We start from the raw sequence: 20,314 nt of genomic DNA, 5'->3' as shown, positions 1-20,314 counted from the left end.
AGGGCAGAATGTCGTTCCCCGCGACGGAAGAACGACGTTTTGCCCTTGATCAACGCCACCACCGTCGCCGGGATCCGACCGCGCCCGCTACTGCGCCCCGCCCGGCGACTCGAACACGAACGTCCGACCGCCCATGCGCACCCGCGTGCCCGGGACGAGACGGCGCGAGCGCCCCGGCTGCAGCGGCGACCAGCCCTGCTGGGTGGGTCCGGCGACGAACGTGCCGTTGCGCGACCCGGTGTCGGCGAGCAGCACGTCCCAGCCGTCGATGCGGATCTCGGCGTGCACCCGTGACACGGCGCCCGACCGGTCCTCCACGACGATGGAGCGCAGCTCACCGGCGGAGACGCGCTGGTCCGACTCGGGCATCCGGCCGACCAGGTACTCGGCGTCGACGGTGTAGGAGGCACCGTCGTCGAACACGAGCACCCCGAGCGTCGGGCGCGGGCCGGAGACCAGGGCGCCCTGCTCGTTGATGCGTGCCCCGCACTGGTTGCAGAACTGCGACCGCGGATCGTTGAGGTGGCCGCGCGGGCACAGGTGGCCCTGCACCTCCGGCGGATCCGCGTGGGTGAGCGCCTCGGCGCTCTGGTGGCCGTTGCGGGCCGTCACCGGCTCCGCCGGGGCCGACCGCGGTGCCGGCACCGGGCCGGCCGGCTCCCGCTCGGGAACGGCGGTCGGGACGGGGGCGGCCTGCGTGACCTGCTCCGGCGCCACCTCCGGCGGCGTGGCGACCATGACCTCGCTCCCGGCGCGCGGTGTGGCCGGCTCCTCGGCGCTCGCCGCGACAGCACCGTTCACGCCCTCCACCGGCCCGGACCGGGAGTGGACGGCGTGCCGGCCCGGCTGCCCCGACGCGGGGGCCGGAGGGGCCGGAGGCGGCGGCGCGACCCAGGGCGACCGCTGATCGGGGGCCACGGCCGGCTCGGGTGCCTCGGTTCCCGTGGCGCCGAACCACTCGCCGGGCGAGAACTCCTCGTCGGCGCCGGGCTCGTCGGCCCGCTCCTCCGCGACCGTGTGCTCGGGCTGCGGCGCCGGCGGCGCCGGGACCGACCGGAGCACCGGCGCGGGCGGGGTCGGCGGGGTGAGGGTGGACAGGGGCGACCGCGACGGTTCCGGGGAGACCGGCATGCGGACGTCCAGCGCCGGGGCGACCCCGTTGCCGTGCGCGCGCGGCAGCGGGTCGGGCGCCAACGGGGAGCGGTCCAGCGGCGACACCGGGCGGCGCACCTCGTGCGGGAGCGACCGGGACGGGATGGAGCGACCGCCGAGCGGGCCGACGGACTGCAGGACGGCACCGCCGCCGGGCACGACCCCCGCCCGCAGGTCCAGCACGTCGGACACCGATCCGGCGTGGCCGAGGGTGCCGTGCAGCGCCAACCGGATCGGCCCGTCGGGCGCGGTGACCAGCCGGTCGGTCCACGCCGCCGCGTCGGTGCCGGACAGCACGGTGTCGCCGACCTCGGCCGCGGCCGCGCCGGAGAGGAACACCGCGAGCTGCTCGCCGGCGGGGGCGATGGTGCCGAACACGATGCGGTCGGGCAGGTCGTCCTCGCCCGACAGCCAGCGGGCGAGCGACCGCGCCAGTGCCCGGCCCGGGTCGGGGCCGGCGGCATCGGAGCACAGGCGCAGGAGCCGGCGCAGCAGCTCCGGCTCGGGGCAGCGGGCCACGCACACCACGCCGGGGAACCGCGCGACCACCTCTCCGGGATCGCCGGACAGCACCGCCACGCGGGCCGCGTCGAACTCCATCAGACCACCCTCCCCCGGGCCCGATCAGGCCTGAGCGACCCGACTATCCCCGGGGCGGCCGGAGACGGCAAGGACGCCCGCCACAGCCCGTGGACCTGGGTGAACCTCGGCGAGTACGGGGTGTGCACGCGTGCCCACGCAGCGCGTTCGGGCATGCCCGCGAGGGGTGGACGCCCGATCCTCGGCCTTGTCGTCGTCGGCCCCTGCATCGTCGCCCTCCCCGACCGCCCGGATCAGCCTGCCCTGATGACGTCGCGCACGTGCGCCACGGCTTCTGCCACCGCGACCTCGACCCGCTCGCCGCTGCGGCGGTCCTTCACCTCGACCACGCCGTTCGCGAGACCACGGCCGACGACGAGGATCGTCGGCACCCCGATCAGCTCGGCGTCGGCGAACTTGACGCCCGGCGAGGAGTTGCGGTCGTCGAGCAGCACGGTGAGGCCGGCGGCGTCGAGCTCGCCGGCGAGCTGCTCGGCACCGGCCTTGATCTCGTCGGTCTTGCCGGCGATCACCACGTGCACCTCGAACGGGCTGACCGCGCGCGGCCAGATCAGGCCGTGCTCGTCGTGGTTCTGCTCGGCCAGCACGGCGACCAGCCGCGACACACCGATGCCGTACGAGCCCATCGTGATGCGGATCGGCTTGTTGTTGGCGTCGAGCGCGTCGAGGCCGAACGCGTCGGCGTACTTGCGGCCGAGCTGGAACACGTGCCCGATCTCGATGCCGCGCGCGGCCTCCAGCGGGCCGGAGCCGTCGGGAGCGGGATCACCGGGGCGCACGTCCGCGGCCTCGATCGTGCCGTCGGGGGTGAAGTCGCGGCCGGCGACCAGGTCGACGACGTGGTGGTCGGCCTTGTCGGCGCCCGTGACCCACGCCGTGCCCGTCACGATGCGCGGGTCGACCAGGAAGCGCACGCCGTTGGCGGCCAGCGCGCCCGGCCCGATGTAGCCCTTCACCAGGAACGGGTGCCGGGCGAAGTCGGCCTCCTCGAGCAGCGCGACCTCGGCGGGGTCGAGCGCCGCCTCGACGCGCTTCATGTCGACCTCGCGGTCCCCCGGCACGCCGACGGCGAGCAGGCGCCACTCCTCTTCTCCGGGGGCCCGGGTCTTGAGCAGCACGTTCTTGAGGGTGTCGGCCGCGGTGAACTCGCGGCCGAGGCCGGCACCGTTGAGGAAGGCGACGAGCGACTCGATCGTCGGGGTGTTCGGCGTGTGGTGCACCTGGGCTTCGGGGAGCCCGTCGAGCGGGCGGTCCGCGGGCGCCGGCGTCGTGACGGCCTCGACGTTGGCCGCGTAGCCGCCCGGGCTGCGCACGTAGGTGTCCTCGCCGGTCTCGGAGACCGCCAGGAACTCCTCCGACTTCGAGCCGCCCATCGCGCCCGCCATCGCGGACACGATCACGTACTCGAGGCCGAGCCGGTCGAAGATCTTCACGTAGGTGTCGCGGTGCGCCTGGTACGAGCGCTCCAGACCTGCGTCGTCGAGGTCGAACGAGTACGAGTCCTTCATGAGGAACTCGCGCCCGCGCAGGATGCCCGCGCGCGGCCGCGCCTCGTCGCGGTACTTCGTCTGGATCTGGTAGAGCGCGACCGGGTAGTCCTTGTACGAGCTGAACTCGCCCTTCACGAGCTGCGTGAACAGCTCCTCGTGGGTGGGGCCCAGCAGGTAGTCGCCGCCCTTGCGGTCCTTGAGCCGGAAGATGTTCGGCCCGTACTCGGTCCACCGGTTGGTCTGCTCGTACGGCTCGCGGGGCAGCAGCGCCGGCAGCAGGATCTCCTGGGCGCCCATGGCGTCCATCTCCTCGCGGACGATCCGCTCGACGGCGCGCAGCACCTTCAAGCCCAGCGGCAGCCAGTCGTAGATCCCCGGGGCGACGCGACGGACGTAGCCGGCGCGGACGAGCAACTTGTGGCTCGGCACCTCCGCGTCGGCCGGATCCTCACGCAGGGTACGCAGGAACAGCGACGACATCCGGGTCAACACGCGACGAGGGTAGCGACGTGCCCCGCGCGCGGTCGCGCCGGTTACCCCCGGACGTAGCGCAGCAGGACGAGGTCGCCCATCGGCCGGGCCTCCGCGAGGCGCAGGTCCAGCCGTCCCGCGCCCGGTGAACCGCCGAACCGCGGAGCCGCCGACTCGCCCACCACCAGCGGCGCCACCACGAGTTGCAGCTCGTCGACCATGCCCGCGCCGAGCACGAGCCCGTGCACCCGGGCGCCGCCCTCGACCATCAGCCTGGCCACCCCGCGCGCGTGCAGATCCGCCAGCACGAGATCGAGATCGAGCGGGTCGCCGGCGTCGACGACGGTGGCCACGTGGCCCACGCGGGCCTTCGCCACGTCCGGTCGAGCGGTGTAGACGAGCCGCGGGGCGTCACCGACGGTGAAGAACCGCGCCGCCGGATCCAGCTCCCCGGAACCGGAGAGGACCACCTTCGTCGGGTCGCTGCCCCGGGACCGGTCCCGCAGCACCAGGCGCGGGTCGTCGCGGCGCAGGGTGCCCGCACCCACCATGACCGCGTCCACGCCGGCCCGCTCGGCGTCCACCCGGTCCAGGTCGGCCGCGTCGGAGAGGAGGAGCCGCGTCGACGACGTGTCGTCGATGGCGCCGTCGAGGCTCATGGCGGCGGACAGCAGGACGAACGGCCGGGGCACGGTCGTGATCCTCCTGCCCGACCTCAGTTGAAGTCGAGGAACTCGACCTTCGCCGTGGACTCGGCGTGGGTGGGCTTCTGCGCGCCCCCGACGGCGACGATGGAGTTGCCGATCACGTCGAGCGCCATGCCGTGGCGCGGGGTGCCGAGCGGGGCGAGCGTGGTCCACAGCCCGGTGTCGACGTCGTAGGCCTCGACGGTGCCCAGCACGTCGCGCGGGAGCTCGCCCCCGGCGACGACGAGGCGGCCGTCGAAGCAGGCCGCGCCGAGCCCGCCGCGGGCGGTGGGCATCGGGGGCAGGGACGTCCACGTGTCGGTGGCGGGGTCGTAGCGCTCGAACGTCGCCAGGTTCTTCGACGAGGAGAGCTGCCGCCCGCCGATGGCGAAGACGAAGCCGCCGCCGGCGCTGCCGCCGAGGTGCTCGCGCGGGGTCGGGATGGGCGCCGCGTTGTGCCAGGCGGTGCCGTCGAAGACCTCGGTCTCGGGGATGAGTGCGCCGTTGGTCTGCCCGCCGAACACGACGATCTTGTCCTTGACGACGGCGGCGGCCGCGGCGACCCGCGGGTGCAGCAGCTTCGGCTGCTCCACCCAGGTGCCGCCGCGGAGGGCGAACACCCGGTCGGAGTTGAGCCCCGACTCGTTGCCGCCGGCGGGTGTCCAGCCGCCCAGCACCCACAGCTCGTCGTGGTAGTTGACGGCCATGACGTGGTGCAGCGGGATCGGCAGGTCCGGGCCCTTGGTCCAGGTGTCGATGGCGGCGTCGTAGGCGTAGACGGCGGGCGTGGACACGTTGACCGTGAGCCCGCCGACGACGTACAGGCGCCCGTCGACGACGGCGGAGCCGGTGAACTGGCGGGCGACCGGGGCGTCGTTGGCGGGGCGCCACTTCGGCGCCGGCCCGAGTCGCCGTGGCGGCAGGACGAGCGACTCGGCGGTCGCCGTGGACGCGTCGTGCGCCGGCTTGGCCGCACCGTCGAACGCGTAGACGGTGGTGCCGACGGCGGCGAGCGCGAGCCCGTGCCGCGGGGTGCGCATCGCCGGCAGGGGCGACCACGTGTTGGTCGCGACGTCGTACTGGTCGACCCGGTCGATCGTCGTGGCCGGCGCCTCGCCGCCGGCCACGACGATGCGGTTGTCGACGAAGACCGCGCTGCTGCCGCCGCGCGGGGTGGGGAGGGCGGCCAGCTTGTCCCAGACGTTGCGCTCGGGGTCGTAGCGCTCGACGGCGTCCGAGTTCTTGTCCGACGACATCGCCCGCCCGCCGATCGCGTAGAGGTAGCGCCCGTCGGTGACGACGGCGAGGTGCTCGCGCGGGGTGGGCATGGGCGCGCCCTGCTTCCAGACCTTCCCGTCGAAGACGTCGGTGGTGGTGACGAGCTGGTTGTTGGCCTGGCCGCCCACCAGGACGATCCGGTTGCCGATGGTGACGGCGCCGCCGGCCACGCGCGGGCCGGGCATCGGCGGCAGCTCGGTCCAGTTCTGGCTCTGCAGCGCGTACACCTTGACGTTCTGGATGGCGTTGAGCTGGGCACCGTTGGGCTGCCAGCCGCCGAGCACGACGATCTGGCCGTTGTAGGTGGTGGCCATCTCATGGTGCAGCGGCACCGGCAGCGGCGTGGCGTCCTTCCACGCGTTGATCGCCGCGTCGAAGCCCTGGACGGCGGTGCTGGCCTCCTTGTTGGTGAGGAGTCCGCCGGCCACCCAGACGACGCCGTCGGCCATCGTGGTGGCGACCTGCTGGCGGGCCACCGGGGTGTCGGCGAGCGCGCCCCACGCGAGGCCGATCCCCGGCTTCTGCACCGGCTGGTCGACGGGCGTCGCCGGGCCGCGCAGCAGGACGACACCGGCCACCGACAGCCCGGCCAGCACGAGCACGGCGACCGCGACGAGGGCGATCACCCGCGCCCGGCGGCGCTTGCCCGGCGGCTGCTCCGGCGGTGGCGGCGGCTGGTCGGGGATGGTGGGGCCGGCCGGTGGCGGGTACCGGCCGGACGTCGACCCGCCTCCGGTCCACCCGCCGGACGGCGAGTTGCGGTACGGGACGGGACCGGGAGCGGGGCGGGCCGGCGGCACCAGCTGGGTCGCCTCGGCGCTCGTCGCCCCCCAGGGGTGGTCCACCAGCTCCAACGATCGGGAGACGCGGGACGGGGACCGCTCGTCCGGGCTCGGCGCAGCGGCGGTCTCGGTGACGTCCGCGCTGGTCCGGCGGGTCGCCGGGAGCGCCATCTCGGCGATCGGCTGGCCGGTGACCCGCTGCACCTCCTGCAGCTCCCGCCCGAACGCCTCGGCCGACGCGGGCCGCATCGCCGGATCCTTGGCCATGGCGTGTTCGAGCGCGAGGCACAGGGGCTCCGGCACGCCGTGCCCGCGCAGGTCGGGGATGGGCTGGCCGGTGATGCGGAGGAACTGCGCGATGATCTCCTCGCCCTCGCGCCGCTCGAACGCGGCCCGGCCCGCGATGATGGAGAACAGGGCGGCGCCCAGGCCGTAGATGTCGGACTGCGCGGTGGGTGGGTTGCCGTTGAGCACCTCGGGGGCGCTGTAGGACAGCGACCCGGTGAACGCGCCGGTGGCGGTCTCGAACCCGCCCTCGATGCGGGCGATGCCGAAGTCGGTGAGCTGGGCCTCGCCGTAGTTCGACATGAGGATGTTGCCGGGCTTGATGTCGCGGTGCAGGGTGCCGACGCGGTGCGCGCTCTCCAGCGCCCCGGCCAGCCGCACGCCGAGCCGGGTGGCCTCGGCCCACCCGATCGGGCCCTCGCGCCGCACCCGCGCGGCGAGCGAGTCCAGCGCCTGGAACGGCATCACGATGAACGGCCGTCCGCTGCCGGTGACGCCGACCTGCAGCACGTCGACCACGTTGGGGTGGCCGGACAGCCCGCCCATGGCCCGACCCTCGCGGAAGAACCGCTCCCGGCTGACCTGGTCGAGATCGGTGTGCAGCAGCTTCACCGCGACCGTCCGGTTCAGCTCCTCCTGCCGGCAGCGGTACACCACTCCGAACCCGCCGCGCCCCACCTCCACCGCATCGGTGAACCCGGCCCGCGCGAGGTCGATGACGACGGCGGGGCGGCCGCCTGCCGTCGGCGGGTGCTCGAAGTCGGTGGCCACGGCGGGTGCCCGGTCAGTTCGCCGGCTTGCCGGAGGTGGCGGCGCGCACCTCGGCCAGGGTGATCGCGCCGCGGCGCAGTGCCTCGTTGGCCAGGCGCGTGCGCCGGCGCTCGCCCTCGCCGCCGACGCCGAACTTGTCGTAGAGCCGCAGCAGGTGCTGCTTGACCGCGGCCTCGCTCACCCACAGCTCCTGGGCGATCTGCCGGGTGGACGCGGGCTCGGTGAACATCTCCGCGCCCGTCATCGGCCGGAAGAGCGCGATCAGCACGTCGCGCTCACGCGGAGTGAGCTGCGGCGGCGGCGCCTGGGCCTCGGTGACGTCGGCGGTGTCGTGGCTGCGATCGCCGCGCACGACGATGCGGGTGCGGCCGATCCGGACCTCGTCGCCGGGGCTGACCCGCGCTTCCCCGGTCACCCGGTTGCCGTTGACGAAGGTGCCGTTGCGGGAGCTGACGTCACGGACGCTCCACGAACCGGCCAGTCGCTCGAAGACGGCGTGCACACGCGAGACCTGGCCGTCGTCGGCGAGCACGACGTCGTTGCCCTCGGCGCGTCCGACCGTCAACCGGTCGCCGTCGAGCTGCACCAGATCCGCGCCTGCCTGGCGCCACACCTCCAGAAACGGGTTCATCTCACCACCTTCAGGAACGGTATCCCGTCACGAACCCCACGCACAGGGCCCTGACGGGCGGTCACTACTCAAGAGCGCCATCGTCTCCTGGCAGGACGTCGGATCTCGTATCGGATTCATTACGACGATCCTTGACGCCGCATTCGTCCGATCGGGGGTACGGCCCGACCGTCCCGTCAGGTTTCCAGCAGCTCACCCAGCAGGCGGCCGACCGTCTGCCACTCGATCAGGAACCCGTCGTGGCCGTACGGGGAGTCGATCGTCCGCGCGCGGCCGCCCGGGACGCCGGCGGCGATCGCGGTCTGCTCCTCGACCGGGTACAGCCGGTCCGACGAGATGCCGACGGCGAGCGTGCGCGCCCGGACGCCGGCGAGCGCCGCGCCCACCCCGCCCCGCCCGCGACCCACGTCGTGGGCGTTCATCATCTCGGTCAGCCGCACGTAGGAGCCGGCGTCGAAGCGGCGCAGCAGCTTGTCGCCGTGGTGGTCGAGGTAGGACTCGACGGCGTAGCGCCCGCCGTGGAACGGGTCCTCACCCGCCTGCGGCTCCCTTCCGAACCGGGTGGCGAGCTCGTACGGGCTGCGGTAGCTCAGGTGCGCCATGCGCCGCGCGACGGCCAGCCCGGCGTGCGGGCCGGTGCCGGGGGCGGCGTCGTAGTAGTCGCCGCCACGCCAGCCCGGGTCGGCGCGGATCGCCGCGAGCTGGCACGCCGCCCACGCGATCTGCTCGGCCGACGACACGGCCGGGGCGGCCAGCACCATCAGCCGCTCCACCCGGTCGGGTTCGGTGGCGGCCCACTCGAGCGCCCGCATGCCGCCCATCGAGCCGCCGATGACGCACGCCCAGCGCTCGACGCCCAGCGCGTCGGCGAGCACGGTCTCGGCGGCCACCGTGTCGCGCGGGGTGACGAGCGGGAACCGGCTCCCCCACCACCGGCCGTCCGGCGCGATCGACGACGGGCCGGTGCTGCCCTGGCAGCCACCGATCACGTTCGGCGCCACCACGAACCAGTGGGCCGGGTCGAGCGCCTTGCCCGGCCCGATCAGGTCGCCCCACCAGCCCGGGGTGGGATGGCCGGGCTCGGCCGGCCCGGTGACGTGGGTGTCGCCGGTGGCCGCGTGCAGCACGAGCACGGCGTTGGCGCCGTCCGGGGCGAGGGTGCCCCACGTCTCGTACGCGATCCGCACATCGGGCAGCTCCCCGCCGGCCTCCAGGGCGAGCGGCGCCGGCAGGGTGATCCACTGCCGGCGCCCGACGGGATCGCCGTCCCGCCACGCGCCGGTGACGGGAGGGAGGGTGATCGCCGTGCTGCTCACGTCGGCCGTTCCTCAGTCGTCCTTGGCCGCGCGGAAGCCGGCGTCGAGGTCGGCCGTGATGTCCTCGACGCCCTCCAGGCCGACCGACAGCCGGATCACGTCGCCCTGCTGGACGGCCTGGCTGCGCACGTCACCGACGTCGCCGAGATCGCCGTGCAGCTCCAGCGCGTCGAGGAACCGGCTCGCCGCGCCGCCGGCGAGCTCGAAGGCGACCACGGCACCTGCACCCTTGGGCAGGTACCGCTGGGCCGCGGCGTGCCACGGGCTGGACGGCAGGCCCGCGTAGTGCACCTGCCGCACGTCGGCCCGCGCCTCGAGCCACTCGGCGACGGCCTGCGCGTTCTGCACGTGCCGCTCCATGCGCAGCGACAGCGTCTCGATGCCCTGGAGGAGCAGGAAGCAGTCCTGCGGCGAGATGACCGACCCGAGGTCGGGGCTCTCGCGCCACTGGACGTCCCCGGAGGTGACCACGACGCCGCCCCGCGCGGTGCCGTGCCCGCCGAGGAACGCCGCCGCCGAGTGCACGACCACGTCCGCGCCGTGCTCGATCGGGCGCAGCAGGTACGGGGTGGGCACCGTGTTGTCGACGACCAGCGGCACGCCGGCCGCGTGCGCCGCGTCGGCCACCGCGCGCACGTCCAGCACGGCACCGCGCGGGCCCAGTGCCTCGGCGAAGAAGAGCTTCGTGTTCGGGCGCACCGCGGCGGCCCACCCGTCTGGCTCCTCCACGACGGTGACCTCGATGCCCAACTCCGGCACCGTGCGACGGAACAGGTCCGCGTCGCTCGCCACGACGTGGTCGCCGGGCCGGGCGGCGGCGAGGACCGCGAGCACGGTGGCGGCCCGGCCGGACGCGCACGCGACCGCCGCGACACCGCCCTCCAGCGCGGCCACGCGCCGCTCCAGCACGTCCTGCGTCGGGTTGGGGGACGCGCCGGGCGGGTGGATCGGCGTCGCCCGGGCACCGGTCGTCGGATCGGGTCGGGCCCCGGCATGGACCTGCCGGGTCTCGAACGACCACGCGGTCGGGTTGGAGGTGGACAGGACGTTCTCCCGTGGTGCTCGTGCGCGAAAGGGCTGGTCAGCGCGGGAGCGGACAGCCCGCGCTCGCGACGCGCATGAGGTCGACATGGCGTCGGACCACGAGGCGGAGCACGTCAGCAACGTAGCTGCGGCCCCCGACGGGCACAACCGCGCTCACCCGCACCGCGGCGATCGTCACCAGCGGCGATCGGTACCGTCGCCCCGTGCTCGTGCTGCTGCCGCCGTCGGAGACCAAGCTCGACGGCGGCGACGGTCCCCCGCTGCGGCTCGACGCGCTGAGCCACGCCGAGCTGGAGCCGGCGCGCAAGGAACTCGTCGAGCACGTCGTCGCGCTCGCCGACGACGTGCCGGCCAGCCGGGCCGCACTCGGCCTCTCCCCGCGGCAGGACGGCGAGATCGCCCGCAACGCCGCGCTGTGGACGGCACCGACGGCGCCCGCGCTGCTGCGCTACACGGGCGTGCTCTACGACGCCCTCGACGTGCGGTCGCTGAAGGGTGCCGCCGCGGCGCGGGCCCGTGCCCGCCTCGCGGTCGGGTCGGCCCTGTTCGGGCTGCTGCGCGCCGACGACCCGGTGCCGGCGTACCGCCTCTCCGCCGGCTCGATGCTCCCCGGACGGGGCACGCTCGCGGCGTTCTGGAAGCCCGCGCTGGAGCCGGTCCTCGCCGCGATCGCCGCCGACGAACTGGTGGTGGACCTGCGCTCGGGCTCCTACGCCGCGCTCGCCCGCATCCCCGGCGCCGTGACGGCCACCGTGCTCGCCGAGCACCCGGACGGGCGGCGCACCGTCGTCAGCCACTTCAACAAGGCCCACAAGGGCGCGCTGGCGCGGGTCCTCGCCGGCACCCGGGCCGAACCGGCCGACGCCGCCGCCGTCGCCACGCTGGCCCGCCGCGCCGGCATGCGCGTGGAGCGGCCCGGACCGCGCGCGCTGGAGATCATCGTCCCGGCCTGAGGTCCGTCACTCTCCGCAACTTCCGTGCCCGACCGGTGGCTTCGTGCCGCCCGGGTGAGCGTCGGCAACCCGTTGGGGTCACCTTCCCGGCACGAACAGGTGAGTCCCTGCGGTCTCACTGGACTCTCCGTGCCCAACAGCCTCAGCTGTAACAGCAACCCCAGGAGCAACGCGGAGCACGGAGGCCGTCATGACCCGCACACCGACTCATCGGCTGCGGACCGTGGCCGTCGCCCTCACCGTCGCCCTCCTCGCCGCCCCGGCGGTGTCCGGTACCGCCGAGGCGGCCCCGGTCGATCCGTGCGCGCTGCTCCCCCGGCCACTGCTCCCCGGCCTCGCCGCGGCTCCCACGACTCCGGCAGCCCCGGCGCAGGCCACCGCACCGAGAGACACCGCACCGAACGACACCGCACCGGACGACGGCGCACCGAACGACACCGCACCGGACGACGGCGCCGACGAGGGTCACCCCGCCGCGCCTGCGCCGACCACCGTCCCCGCGGTCCCGCCGCCGGGGACCACGCCCGACGGCGCGCAGCGCGCGGCTGCCGCGTCCCCGCTGCCCGCCGCGCCGCGGTCTGCCGCCGCCTCGCCGTCCGTCGCCCCGCCCGCTCGGCCGTCCGTGGCCCCTGCAGCCCCGCGGCCCGGCACTCCCGCTCGGGCCGTCCCGGCTCCGGTCGTCCCGCCCGTCGAGGAGCCGGCCCCGCGTTCACCGATCCCACCCGGCGTCCCCGGCCTGACGTCGCCCCTGCCCGTCGCGTGCCACCCCGGGCACGACCGCCCGTACTTCGGGAAGGCGGACTGGCTGTGGGGCGCCATCCCACCGAACCCGGTGCTCGACGCTGCGTCGGCCGGCATGGTGGCGGGTCTCGCGAGCGGCGACCACATCGCCAACATCGGCGACTTCGGCGTCACCCTGCGCGGGCCGGACGGCATCACGGCGGCGACCCCACGGTTCCCGGTGACGTTCTCCGAGACGGGCAACTGGGGGCCGGACCCGTTCGCCGGCCGCCTGATGCCCATCCCGCCCGGCACGCCGATCGCCCCCGGATCGGACGGGCACCTCGCCGTCGCGGACCCGCTCACGAACTCCGTCTACAACCTCTGGATGGCCAAGGACGGCGGCAAGTCGTGGACCGCGGGGTGGGGCTCGATCACCCCGCTCGACGGCGACGGCCGGGAGACCAACGGCAGCTCCACCGGCGCCGGGATCGCGCGGTTCGCCGCCGTGGTGCGGGAGTCGGAGATCGCGGCCGGGGAGATCCCGCACGCCCTGTTCTTCTCGACGAACATGGCCAAGCCCGGCGAGTTCCGCTACCCCGCCACGAAGACCGACGGCAGCAACGACGACGGGATGCCGAACCCGATCCCGGAGGGTGCGCGGGTCCAGCTCGACCCGAGCCTCGACGTCGACGCGCTGCCGAACCTCACGCCCGCCGAGAAGACGGTCGCGAAGGCGCTGCAGACCTACGGCGCCTACTGCGGCGACAACGGCGGCGCCCGGATGGCGTTCCTGTTCGAGTACGCACCGGGCGGCTCCGCCTACGCCGCCAACGGCCTGACCGGCAGCTTCGCGAGCCTGGAGAACATCCCGTTCGACAAGCTGCGGGTGCTCGCGAGCTGGGACGGGCGCGCGGCCGGATAAACCGGTTGCCGGCGCATCAGCGGTCCGGGAAGATCGCCGCAGATCGCTCACGCGTGCTCCTGAGGAGGTGCCACATGTCGACAGCTGTCCTTGACGTGTGCCTGCACCGTCCTCTTCCCTCCCCGCGCTGAGCCACTTCTCTGCCGCGGGGCCTGCATCCAGGAGCACCCCCGTTGTCCCAGCACGACTCACGCATGAAGCGTCGCCGCCGTTTCGACGACCTGATCGACGAGCGCGACGAACCGTTCTCCCGCCGCCGCACCCACGCTCCCGCCGTCGACACGGCCGAGTGGGACGAGCGCGGCGGCACCGACATCGACGGCCCACCCGAGGGCGACCGCTGGTCCACGTGGGACGGCGCCGCCCACGGACCGGAGCCCCGACCCGACTGGGTGATCACCGACCACGCCGCCGTGGACGCCGAGCTCGGCGTCCTCAAGACCGGCAAGGAGGCCGACGTCCACCTGCTCGAGCGGTGGGTACCGGGCACGGACCGGCGGGTCCTGCTCGCCGCCAAGCGCTACCGCACGGGCGAGCACCGGCTCTTCCACCGCGACGCCGGGTACCTCGAGGGGCGGCGGGTGCGCCGGTCCCGCGAGATGCGGGCGATGGCGAACCGCACCGCGTTCGGCCGCGACGTCATCGCCGGGCAGTGGGCGGGCGCGGAGTTCGCCGCACTCTGCGTGCTGTGGTCGGACGGCCTGCCGGTGCCCTACCCCGTCTCCTACGACGGCACGGAGGTGCTGATCGAGTTCCTGCGCGGCACCGACGAGGCCGCGGCGGCGCCGCGGCTCGCGCAGCTGCGGCCCGATCCCGACGACCTGGTCGACCTCTGGCACCAGCTCTCCGACGCGCTGCACGGACTGGCGCGGCGGGGTTGGGCCCACGGTGACCTGTCGGCCTACAACGTGCTCGTCGAGCCCGGGCCGGGTGCCGGGCGGCTGGTGCTGATCGACCTGCCGCAGGTCGTCGACATCGTCGGCAACCCGAACGGGCCGGAGTTCCTGGCCCGCGACGTGACGCGCATCGGCGAGTGGTTCGTCGCCCGCGGCCTCCCGCCGGAGATCGGGCAGCCAGAGAGCCTGCTGGCGGACCTGGCGGAGGAGGCGGGCATCACGCCGCACTGAACGCTGACCGGCCGGGCGCTCCGGTACGATGATCGTGAGCGCCCGGCCGGCACGTTCCCCGCACCGGCCCACCGCGGACACCCGCGGAGCGCCACCAGAAGCTTCATCCATCAACGGGCGCGACCGCGCCCAGGGCTCCACTCGTCGCTGTTCGACGTGCCGAGGGCCCCGTACCGGAGGTCTCGTGCCGTCCCAGACCGGCCGCCGTGGCTCACGCCCGGCGCCGAACCGCAGGTCCCGCCGCGCCACCCCGCGGCCCGCCGCAACCGCCCCCGCGGTCGCATCCACCCCCGAGCCCACGTGGAGCGTGCCGGAGTCCGGCATGCCCACGTTCGCCGAGCTCGGCCTGCCCGCTCCCGTCGTCGCAGCGCTCGCCGAGCGCGGCTTCGAAGCGCCCTTCCCGATCCAGGCCGCGACCTGGCCCGACGCGCTCGCCGGCCGCGACCTGCTCGGCCGCGGCCAGACCGGCTCCGGCAAGACGCTCGCGTTCGGCCTCGCCGTGCTGGCCCGCCTCGCCGGCGGCCGCCGCACCCCGCAGCGCCCGCGCGGGCTGGTGCTCGTGCCCACCCGTGAGCTGGCCCAGCAGGTCGACGAGGCGCTCGTGCCGTTCGCCGCCGTGCTGGGGCTGCGCACCACCGTCGTCGTGGGCGGGTTGTCGTTCGCCAAGCAGGCAGCGGACCTGCGCCGCGGCGTCGACCTGGTCGTGGCCACGCCCGGCCGCCTCACCGACCACGTCCAGCAGCGGACGATCGACCTCGGCGACATCTCCGTCACCGCGCTCGACGAGGCCGACCGCATGGCCGACATGGGCTTCCTCCCGCAGGTCCGGGCCATCCTCGACCGCACCCCCGCGGACGGGCAGCGGCTGCTGTTCTCCGCGACCCTCGACGGGGCCGTCGGTGCGCTGGTCACCCGCTACCTCACCGACCCGGTCACCCGCTCCGTCGCGCCGCCGACCGGCTCCGTCACGACGATGGAGCACCACCTGCTGCACGTCGACGGCGAGGCGAAGCAGCAGGTCGTTGCCGAGATCGCCGCCCGCGACGGGCGCACCATCCTCTTCGTGCGCACCAAGCACGGCGCCGACAAGCTGGTCAAGCGCCTGCGCCGGGACGGGATCGTGGCCGGCGCCCTGCACGGCGGGAAGGCGCAGAACGCGCGCACCCGCGCCATCGAGGCGTTCCGCTCCGGCAGCGTGCCGGTGCTCGTCGCGACGGACGTCGCCGCCCGCGGCATCCACGTCGACGACGTCGGGCTGGTCGTGCACGTCGACCCGCCGGCCGACCCCAAGGACTACCTGCACCGGGCCGGCCGCACCGCCCGCGCCGGCGAGAACGGCGTGGTCGTCACGCTCGTGACGCCCGAGGAGCGGCACGACGTCGACCGCATGACCCGGCAGGCCGGCATCCGCCCGGCCCGCGCCGAGGCCGTTCCGGGCGGCGCCGAGCTGGTGCGGATCACGGGCGCTCGTGAGCCGTCCGGGGTGCCGCTGGCGCCGCCGGCCCCGGCCGCGCCACCGCAGCGGTCCCGTCGGCCGCAGCGCCCCGGCGGCAACCGGCGGCGTCGCGCCGCCTGAACCGGCCTTCAGTGGCGCCGGGTCGCGACCTTGTTCGCGGCCCGGCGCAGCTGCATGATCCGCAGCCCGCCCGGGATCGCCACGAGCAGCAGTCCAGCGATGGCCGACAGCAGCATCGCCACACCCACCGGCAGCTCGCCCGCGAAGCCGAGGAACTGGATCTGGACGGGCGTGAGGTTCTGCAGGATGAAGACCAGCAGCACGAGCAGCACGATCGCGGAGAGGATCAGGCCCGCGTAGAGGCCGCCCGTGCGGGTGCGCTCGACGTGCCGCCCCGCACCCGGCACGGGCACGGTCGGCGGCTCCTCGCCGCGGCGGACCGGGCGCAGGTTCGGGTCGGTGGCCGGGTCGGTCAGGTCACGGCGCGGGTCGTGGACAACGGGCAGCCCGGGGTGCGTGTCGGGGTCGGCGTGCGGGTCCTCGCGTCCGACGTTGCCGTGCTCGGGTCTCTCCGGATCCAGGGGCATCGCTCGTGTCGGGTCCTCGCTCATGCCACTCCTCGGTCGTGCCCCTGCTCGTGCTCTGCTCATCGAGCGCAGTCACGCCGAATTATCCCGTACCCGCGGCGACTGCGCCCGCACCTCGGCATGATCAGCGCGCCGCGCGCAGCATGGGCAGGTGCGGCACCCCGTCCCACTCGTACACCGGCCCGGACGGGACGAAGCCGTACCCGCTGTAGAACGCGGCGAGGTGCTCCTGAGCGTCGAGGACGCAGGCGCCGTCACCGGCCTCGGCGAGCGCGGCGGCGAGCAGCCGGTGCGCCAGTCCGGTGCCCCGGGCGGTGGCTGCCGTGCACACCCGCCCGATGCGGTGCGCGCCGTCGGGCTCGACGAGCAGCCGGAGGTAGCCCAGCACCGTGCCGGGGTCGCCGGCCGGTGCGAGCCAGAGGTGGCGGGTGCGGCGCTCCAGGTCCCGGCCGTCGAGCTCGGGGTAGGCGCAGTGCTGCTCCACCACGAACACGTCGGTGCGCAGCCGCAGCAGCCGGTAGAGCTGCTCGGCGGTCAGGTCCGGCGCCCACACGCGATGCAGGGTGATCTCGTCGGTCACGGCGGCGAGGGTAGGCCGTCGCTGTGGCACGGTGTGCGCGTGCTCGGACGTGGCGTGGTCCTCTCGCTGACCGCGGCGGCGCTGGCGGCCTGCGCACCGGCGCCCGCCGCGCCGGCTCCGGTGCCGGCGGTCGCCACCGCGGCGCCCTCCCCCACCCCGCGACCGCCCCTGCCGCTCGACGGCGACGGAACCCCGCAGGTGCTGCCCACCCCACCGGACCTGGTCGACCGCCGCCTGCCCACGGTCGACGAGCTGCCGCCACCGGCCGACGGGACGTTCACCAGCACCGTCTCGCCCGTGCCGCCGGACGTGCTGGCGCGGTCGACGTGGGCACCGCAGTGCCCGGTGGCGGCGACCGACCTCCGCTACGTCACGGTCGCCTTCCACGGCTTCGACGGGCGCCCGCACACCGGCGAGCTGCTGCTGAACGCCTCCGTGGCCGAGAAGGTGGCCGGCGCGTTCCACTCCCTGTGGGACGCCGGCTTCCCGATCGAGCGGATGCGCATCACCAGCGTCGCCGAGCGGGACGCGCCGGCCACCGGTGACGGCAACACCACGGGCGCGTTCGTGTGCCGGGCCGCGCGCGGCCTGACCCGCTGGTCGGCGCACGCGTACGGCCTCGCCGTCGACGTCGACCCGTTCCAGAACCCGTACCGCAACGGCGAGCGCGTGCTCCCCGAGCTGGCGTCTGCCTACCTGGACCGCGCGAACGTCCGGCCGGGCATGATCCGCCCCGGCGACGCGGCCGTCAGGGCGTTCGCGAGGATCGGGTTCACCTGGGGAGGCACCTGGCGCTCCCCGGTCGACCTGCAGCACTTCTCGGCGACGGGGGACTGACGTGATCCTCTACTGCAGGGCATGCGGAAGCCCTTTCCGCGAACCGCTGGCCAATCCCCGCGCCTGCGCGTGCGGGGTCACCGACCGGGACAACCCGATCGCCAGGGTCGCCGTCCTGGTGCCGGTCGAGAACGGTGTGCTGGTCGTGCGCCGCGGCGGCGCGGGAGGCTCGGGCCACCTGTCGCTGCCCGGCGGCTTCGTCGAGACCCCGCAGACGTGGCCGGAGGACGCAGCCCGCGGGGTGTGCTCGGAAACGGGCCTCGACCTCGATCCGGCCACCCTGACGCTGTACGACCTGGTGGCGCGGGATTGGCGTCCCGCACACGCCGTCCTCGTCGCGAAGGCACCTCCGCTCGTCGAGCTGCCCCGCTTCACCCCGAACGAGGACATCGTCGAGCGCGGCATCGTGTACGGGTCCCGCGCCCGTTCGAGGTTGCTGCTCGACGTCGACCTGACCGGCATCGGGGACTACTTCGACGCCCGGCACCTCAGCGGTCCGTCAGCATTCCGCCCGGCATGATCCGCCCCGGCGACGCGGTCGTGAGAGCGTTCGCGAGGATCGGGTTCACCTGGGGAGGCACCTGGCGCTCCCCGGTCGACCAGCAGCACTTCTCGGCGACGGGGGACTGACGTGCACTGCGTCCACTGCGGCACCGCGTTCCCCGACCCGTCGACGTCGCCGCGGACGTGCTCGTCGTGCGGCGTCACCACCTGGGACAACCCGATCCCGGTCGTGGTCGTGCTCGTCCCGGTGGCCGGTGCGGGACTGCTGGTCGTCCGCCGCGGGATCGAGCCGGGGCGCGGCCTGCTGGCGCTGCCCGGCGGGTTCCTGGAGGCGCACGAGACCTGGCAGGACGGCGCCGCGCGGGAGGTGCGCGAGGAGACGGGGGTCGAGCTCGATCCCGGCGCGCTGGTGCCCGCCGGCTTCGCGTCGACGCGGCCGCGGCCGAACCGGGTGCTGCTGTTCGCGGAAGCACCATCGGTCGACGCGCTGCCCGCGTTCACCCCCGACGCGGAGACGGCGGAGCGGGGCACCGTCCACGGACCCGACGGGCTCGCCCACGAGTTCGCGTTCGACCTGCACGCGGCCGCGGCCGAGCGCTTCTTCGCCGCCCGGCACGTCACCGGACCGTCAGGATTCCACGCGGGGTGATCGTCCGGGCCGGCGACTAGCCTCGATCCCGTGCGTCACCACGATCTCGTCATCATCGGCACCGGCTCGGGCAACTCGATCGTCAACCACCGCTTCGACGGTCTCGACGTCGCCATCATCGAGCACGGCGTGTTCGGCGGCACCTGCCTCAACGTCGGCTGCATCCCCACCAAGATGTTCGTGCTGCCCGCCGACCTGGTCGAGTCCGCCCGCGGCGCCGCGCGCCTCGGCATCGACGCAACCGTGGACAAGATCCGCTTCACCGACATCCGCGACCGCATCTTCAACCGCATCGACCCCATCTCCGCCGGCGGCCGCGACTACCGCATCAACCTGCCCAACGTCACCGTCTACGAAGGCCACGCCCGCTTCACCGGCCCCCACGCCCTGACCGTCGAGCACACCGACGGCTCCGGCACCGACGAGATCACCGCCGACAAGATCGTCATCGCGGCCGGCGGCCGCCCCGTCATCCCACCCGTGATCACCGACAGCGGCGTCACGTTCCACACCTCCGACACCGTGATGCGCATCGACGCCGTCCCCGACCGGCTGGTCATCATCGGCGGCGGCTACATCGGCACCGAGTTCGCGCACGTCTTCTCCGCCTTCGGCGCCCACACCACCCTCGTCGTGCGCGGCCCGGAGCTGCTGCGCGACCACGACGCCACCATCCGCGAACGCTTCACCGCGCTCGCCCGACAGCGCTGGGACGTGCGCACGCACACCGAGGTCACCGCCGCCACCGAACACGACGGCGTCATCACCCTGACGCTGTCCGACGGCACCACCCTCGACACCGACCTGCTGCTGGTGGCCACCGGCCGCCGCGCCAACACCGACCTGCTCGACGTCGACCGCGCCGGCCTCGCCACCCACGACGACGGCCGCCTCGTCGTCGACGACCAGCAGCGCACCACCGTCGACGGCATCTGGGCGCTCGGCGACATCTCCTCGCCCTACCAGCTCAAGCACGTCGCCAACCACGAGGCCCGCATCGTCAAGCACAACCTGCTGCACCCCGAGGACCCCAAGCGCACCGACCACCGGTTCGTCCCGCACGCGGTGTTCACCCGCCCCCAGATCGCCGCCGTCGGCCGCACCGAGGAACAGTGCCGGGCCGAGGGCCGCGACATCACCGTGAAGATCCAGGCCTACGGCGACGTCGCCTACGGCTGGGCCATGGAGGACACCACCGGCTTCTGCAAGGTCATCGCCGACCGCAGTACCGGGCAACTGCTCGGCGCGCACGTCATGGGCCCGCAAGCGGCCACCGTGATCCAGCCGCTGATCCAGGCCATGTCCTTCGGCCTGGGAGCCCGCGAGATGGCCACCGACCAGTACTGGATCCACCCCGCACTGCCCGAGGTGGTCGAGAACGCGCTCCTGGGGTTGGACCTGGCCTAGGAGACTGCTGAAAATCGCGGATGTCGGTTCGGTTGTTGATCTCGGCGGGCTGGGACGATCTGG

Annotated in this window: 18 protein-coding genes; 9 read left to right on the top strand and 9 right to left on the bottom strand. The window is 74.3% G+C overall.

Annotated elements, in window-relative coordinates; genetic code table 11:
- Positions 1-87 precede the first annotated feature (87 nt).
- The 7 genes from ACQEVB_RS19855 to ACQEVB_RS19825 all read right to left on the bottom strand — a co-directional run bounded on the left by ACQEVB_RS19855 (position 88) and on the right by ACQEVB_RS19825 (position 10,593).
- Entirely contained in the window at positions 88-1,752 is a 1,665-nt protein-coding gene (locus tag ACQEVB_RS19855) for an FHA domain-containing protein (protein WP_432973482.1), read from the bottom strand.
- A gap of 233 nt (positions 1,753-1,985) precedes the next feature.
- Positions 1,986-3,734 carry a proline--tRNA ligase gene (locus ACQEVB_RS19850; protein ID WP_432973480.1) on the bottom strand — a complete coding sequence of 583 codons (1,749 nt, stop codon included), beginning with the start codon at positions 3,732-3,734 and terminating at the stop codon, positions 1,986-1,988.
- A gap of 41 nt (positions 3,735-3,775) precedes the next feature.
- A complete protein-coding gene (locus ACQEVB_RS19845; RefSeq protein ID WP_432973478.1) occupies positions 3,776-4,405 on the bottom strand; it encodes a RibD family protein in 630 nt (209 codons plus the stop codon).
- Positions 4,406-4,428: 23 nt separating this feature from the next.
- Positions 4,429-7,515, bottom strand: coding sequence for a DUF1668 domain-containing protein (locus ACQEVB_RS19840; RefSeq protein WP_432973476.1), 3,087 nt, complete (start codon positions 7,513-7,515; stop codon positions 4,429-4,431).
- Between the two features lie 13 nt (positions 7,516-7,528).
- Positions 7,529-8,146 (bottom strand): FHA domain-containing protein, encoded by a 618-nt coding sequence (locus tag ACQEVB_RS19835; RefSeq protein ID WP_432973474.1) that lies wholly within the window; start codon positions 8,144-8,146, stop codon positions 7,529-7,531.
- 176 nt (positions 8,147-8,322) lie between these two features.
- Entirely contained in the window at positions 8,323-9,462 is a 1,140-nt protein-coding gene (metX, locus tag ACQEVB_RS19830) for a homoserine O-acetyltransferase MetX (RefSeq protein ID WP_432973472.1), read from the bottom strand.
- Between the two features lie 12 nt (positions 9,463-9,474).
- Positions 9,475-10,593, bottom strand: coding sequence for a PLP-dependent transferase (locus tag ACQEVB_RS19825; protein ID WP_432973470.1), 1,119 nt, complete (start codon positions 10,591-10,593; stop codon positions 9,475-9,477).
- A 116-nt stretch (positions 10,594-10,709) separates the two neighbouring features.
- On the opposite strand from ACQEVB_RS19825, the gene yaaA reads away from it, so the two are divergent.
- From yaaA to ACQEVB_RS19805, 4 genes are all read left to right on the top strand, one after another.
- On the top strand, positions 10,710-11,459 hold the full coding sequence (gene yaaA / locus ACQEVB_RS19820) for a peroxide stress protein YaaA (RefSeq protein ID WP_432973468.1): 750 nt from the start codon (positions 10,710-10,712) through the stop codon (positions 11,457-11,459).
- 190 nt (positions 11,460-11,649) lie between these two features.
- Positions 11,650-13,104 carry a hypothetical protein gene (locus ACQEVB_RS19815; RefSeq protein WP_432973466.1) on the top strand — a complete coding sequence of 485 codons (1,455 nt, stop codon included), beginning with the start codon at positions 11,650-11,652 and terminating at the stop codon, positions 13,102-13,104.
- Between the two features lie 194 nt (positions 13,105-13,298).
- Positions 13,299-14,231, top strand: a complete 933-nt coding sequence (locus tag ACQEVB_RS19810; RefSeq protein WP_432973464.1) for a serine protein kinase RIO — start codon at positions 13,299-13,301, stop codon at positions 14,229-14,231.
- Between the two features lie 322 nt (positions 14,232-14,553).
- Positions 14,554-15,807, top strand: a complete 1,254-nt coding sequence (locus ACQEVB_RS19805) for a DEAD/DEAH box helicase (protein WP_432973462.1) — start codon at positions 14,554-14,556, stop codon at positions 15,805-15,807.
- A gap of 8 nt (positions 15,808-15,815) precedes the next feature.
- On the opposite strand, the gene ACQEVB_RS19800 is transcribed toward ACQEVB_RS19805, so the two are convergent.
- Positions 15,816-16,298 (bottom strand): LapA family protein, encoded by a 483-nt coding sequence (locus ACQEVB_RS19800; RefSeq protein WP_432973460.1) that lies wholly within the window; start codon positions 16,296-16,298, stop codon positions 15,816-15,818.
- A 100-nt stretch (positions 16,299-16,398) separates the two neighbouring features.
- Positions 16,399-16,854 carry a GNAT family N-acetyltransferase gene (locus ACQEVB_RS19795; protein WP_432973457.1) on the bottom strand — a complete coding sequence of 152 codons (456 nt, stop codon included), beginning with the start codon at positions 16,852-16,854 and terminating at the stop codon, positions 16,399-16,401.
- Positions 16,855-16,893: 39 nt separating this feature from the next.
- Here ACQEVB_RS19795 and ACQEVB_RS19790 point away from each other — a divergent pair, with 39 nt between their 5' ends.
- From ACQEVB_RS19790 to ACQEVB_RS19770, 5 genes are read left to right on the top strand one after another with little or no spacing between them, the layout of a single operon-like run.
- Positions 16,894-17,691 (top strand): M15 family metallopeptidase, encoded by a 798-nt coding sequence (locus ACQEVB_RS19790; RefSeq protein WP_432973453.1) that lies wholly within the window; start codon positions 16,894-16,896, stop codon positions 17,689-17,691.
- 1 nt (position 17,692) lies between these two features.
- Positions 17,693-18,211 (top strand): NUDIX domain-containing protein, encoded by a 519-nt coding sequence (locus ACQEVB_RS19785; protein ID WP_432973450.1) that lies wholly within the window; start codon positions 17,693-17,695, stop codon positions 18,209-18,211.
- Complete coding sequence (locus ACQEVB_RS19780) at positions 18,208-18,321, top strand: M15 family metallopeptidase (protein ID WP_432973447.1); 114 nt, start codon at positions 18,208-18,210, stop codon at positions 18,319-18,321. The genes ACQEVB_RS19785 and ACQEVB_RS19780 overlap by 4 nt, the downstream gene beginning before the upstream one ends.
- A gap of 1 nt (position 18,322) precedes the next feature.
- A complete protein-coding gene (locus ACQEVB_RS19775; RefSeq protein ID WP_432973444.1) occupies positions 18,323-18,844 on the top strand; it encodes an NUDIX domain-containing protein in 522 nt (173 codons plus the stop codon).
- Positions 18,845-18,874: 30 nt separating this feature from the next.
- Positions 18,875-20,251, top strand: a complete 1,377-nt coding sequence (locus tag ACQEVB_RS19770; protein ID WP_432973441.1) for a mycothione reductase — start codon at positions 18,875-18,877, stop codon at positions 20,249-20,251.
- Positions 20,252-20,314 lie beyond the last annotated feature (63 nt).

The organism is Pseudonocardia sp. CA-107938, from assembly GCF_050936315.1.
GTDB lineage: Bacteria > Actinomycetota > Actinomycetes > Mycobacteriales > Pseudonocardiaceae > Pseudonocardia.
Note: the sequence above shows the minus strand (reverse complement) of the source record. Positions and strands in the feature narration are given on the sequence as shown.

Coding starts and splice junctions, on each gene's coding strand:
- ACQEVB_RS19835 (WP_432973474.1), bottom strand. CDS start 8,146: ATGAACCCGTTTCTGGAGGTGTGGCGCCAGGCAGGCGCGGATCTGGTG.
- ACQEVB_RS19805 (WP_432973462.1), top strand. CDS start 14,554: ATGCCCACGTTCGCCGAGCTCGGCCTGCCCGCTCCCGTCGTCGCAGCG.
- ACQEVB_RS19800 (WP_432973460.1), bottom strand. CDS start 16,298: ATGAGCGAGGACCCGACACGAGCGATGCCCCTGGATCCGGAGAGACCC.
- ACQEVB_RS19855 (WP_432973482.1), bottom strand. CDS start 1,752: ATGGAGTTCGACGCGGCCCGCGTGGCGGTGCTGTCCGGCGATCCCGGA.
- ACQEVB_RS19810 (WP_432973464.1), top strand. CDS start 13,299: ATGAAGCGTCGCCGCCGTTTCGACGACCTGATCGACGAGCGCGACGAA.
- ACQEVB_RS19780 (WP_432973447.1), top strand. CDS start 18,208: ATGATCCGCCCCGGCGACGCGGTCGTGAGAGCGTTCGCGAGGATCGGG.
- ACQEVB_RS19815 (WP_432973466.1), top strand. CDS start 11,650: ATGACCCGCACACCGACTCATCGGCTGCGGACCGTGGCCGTCGCCCTC.
- ACQEVB_RS19825 (WP_432973470.1), bottom strand. CDS start 10,593: ATGTCGACCTCATGCGCGTCGCGAGCGCGGGCTGTCCGCTCCCGCGCT.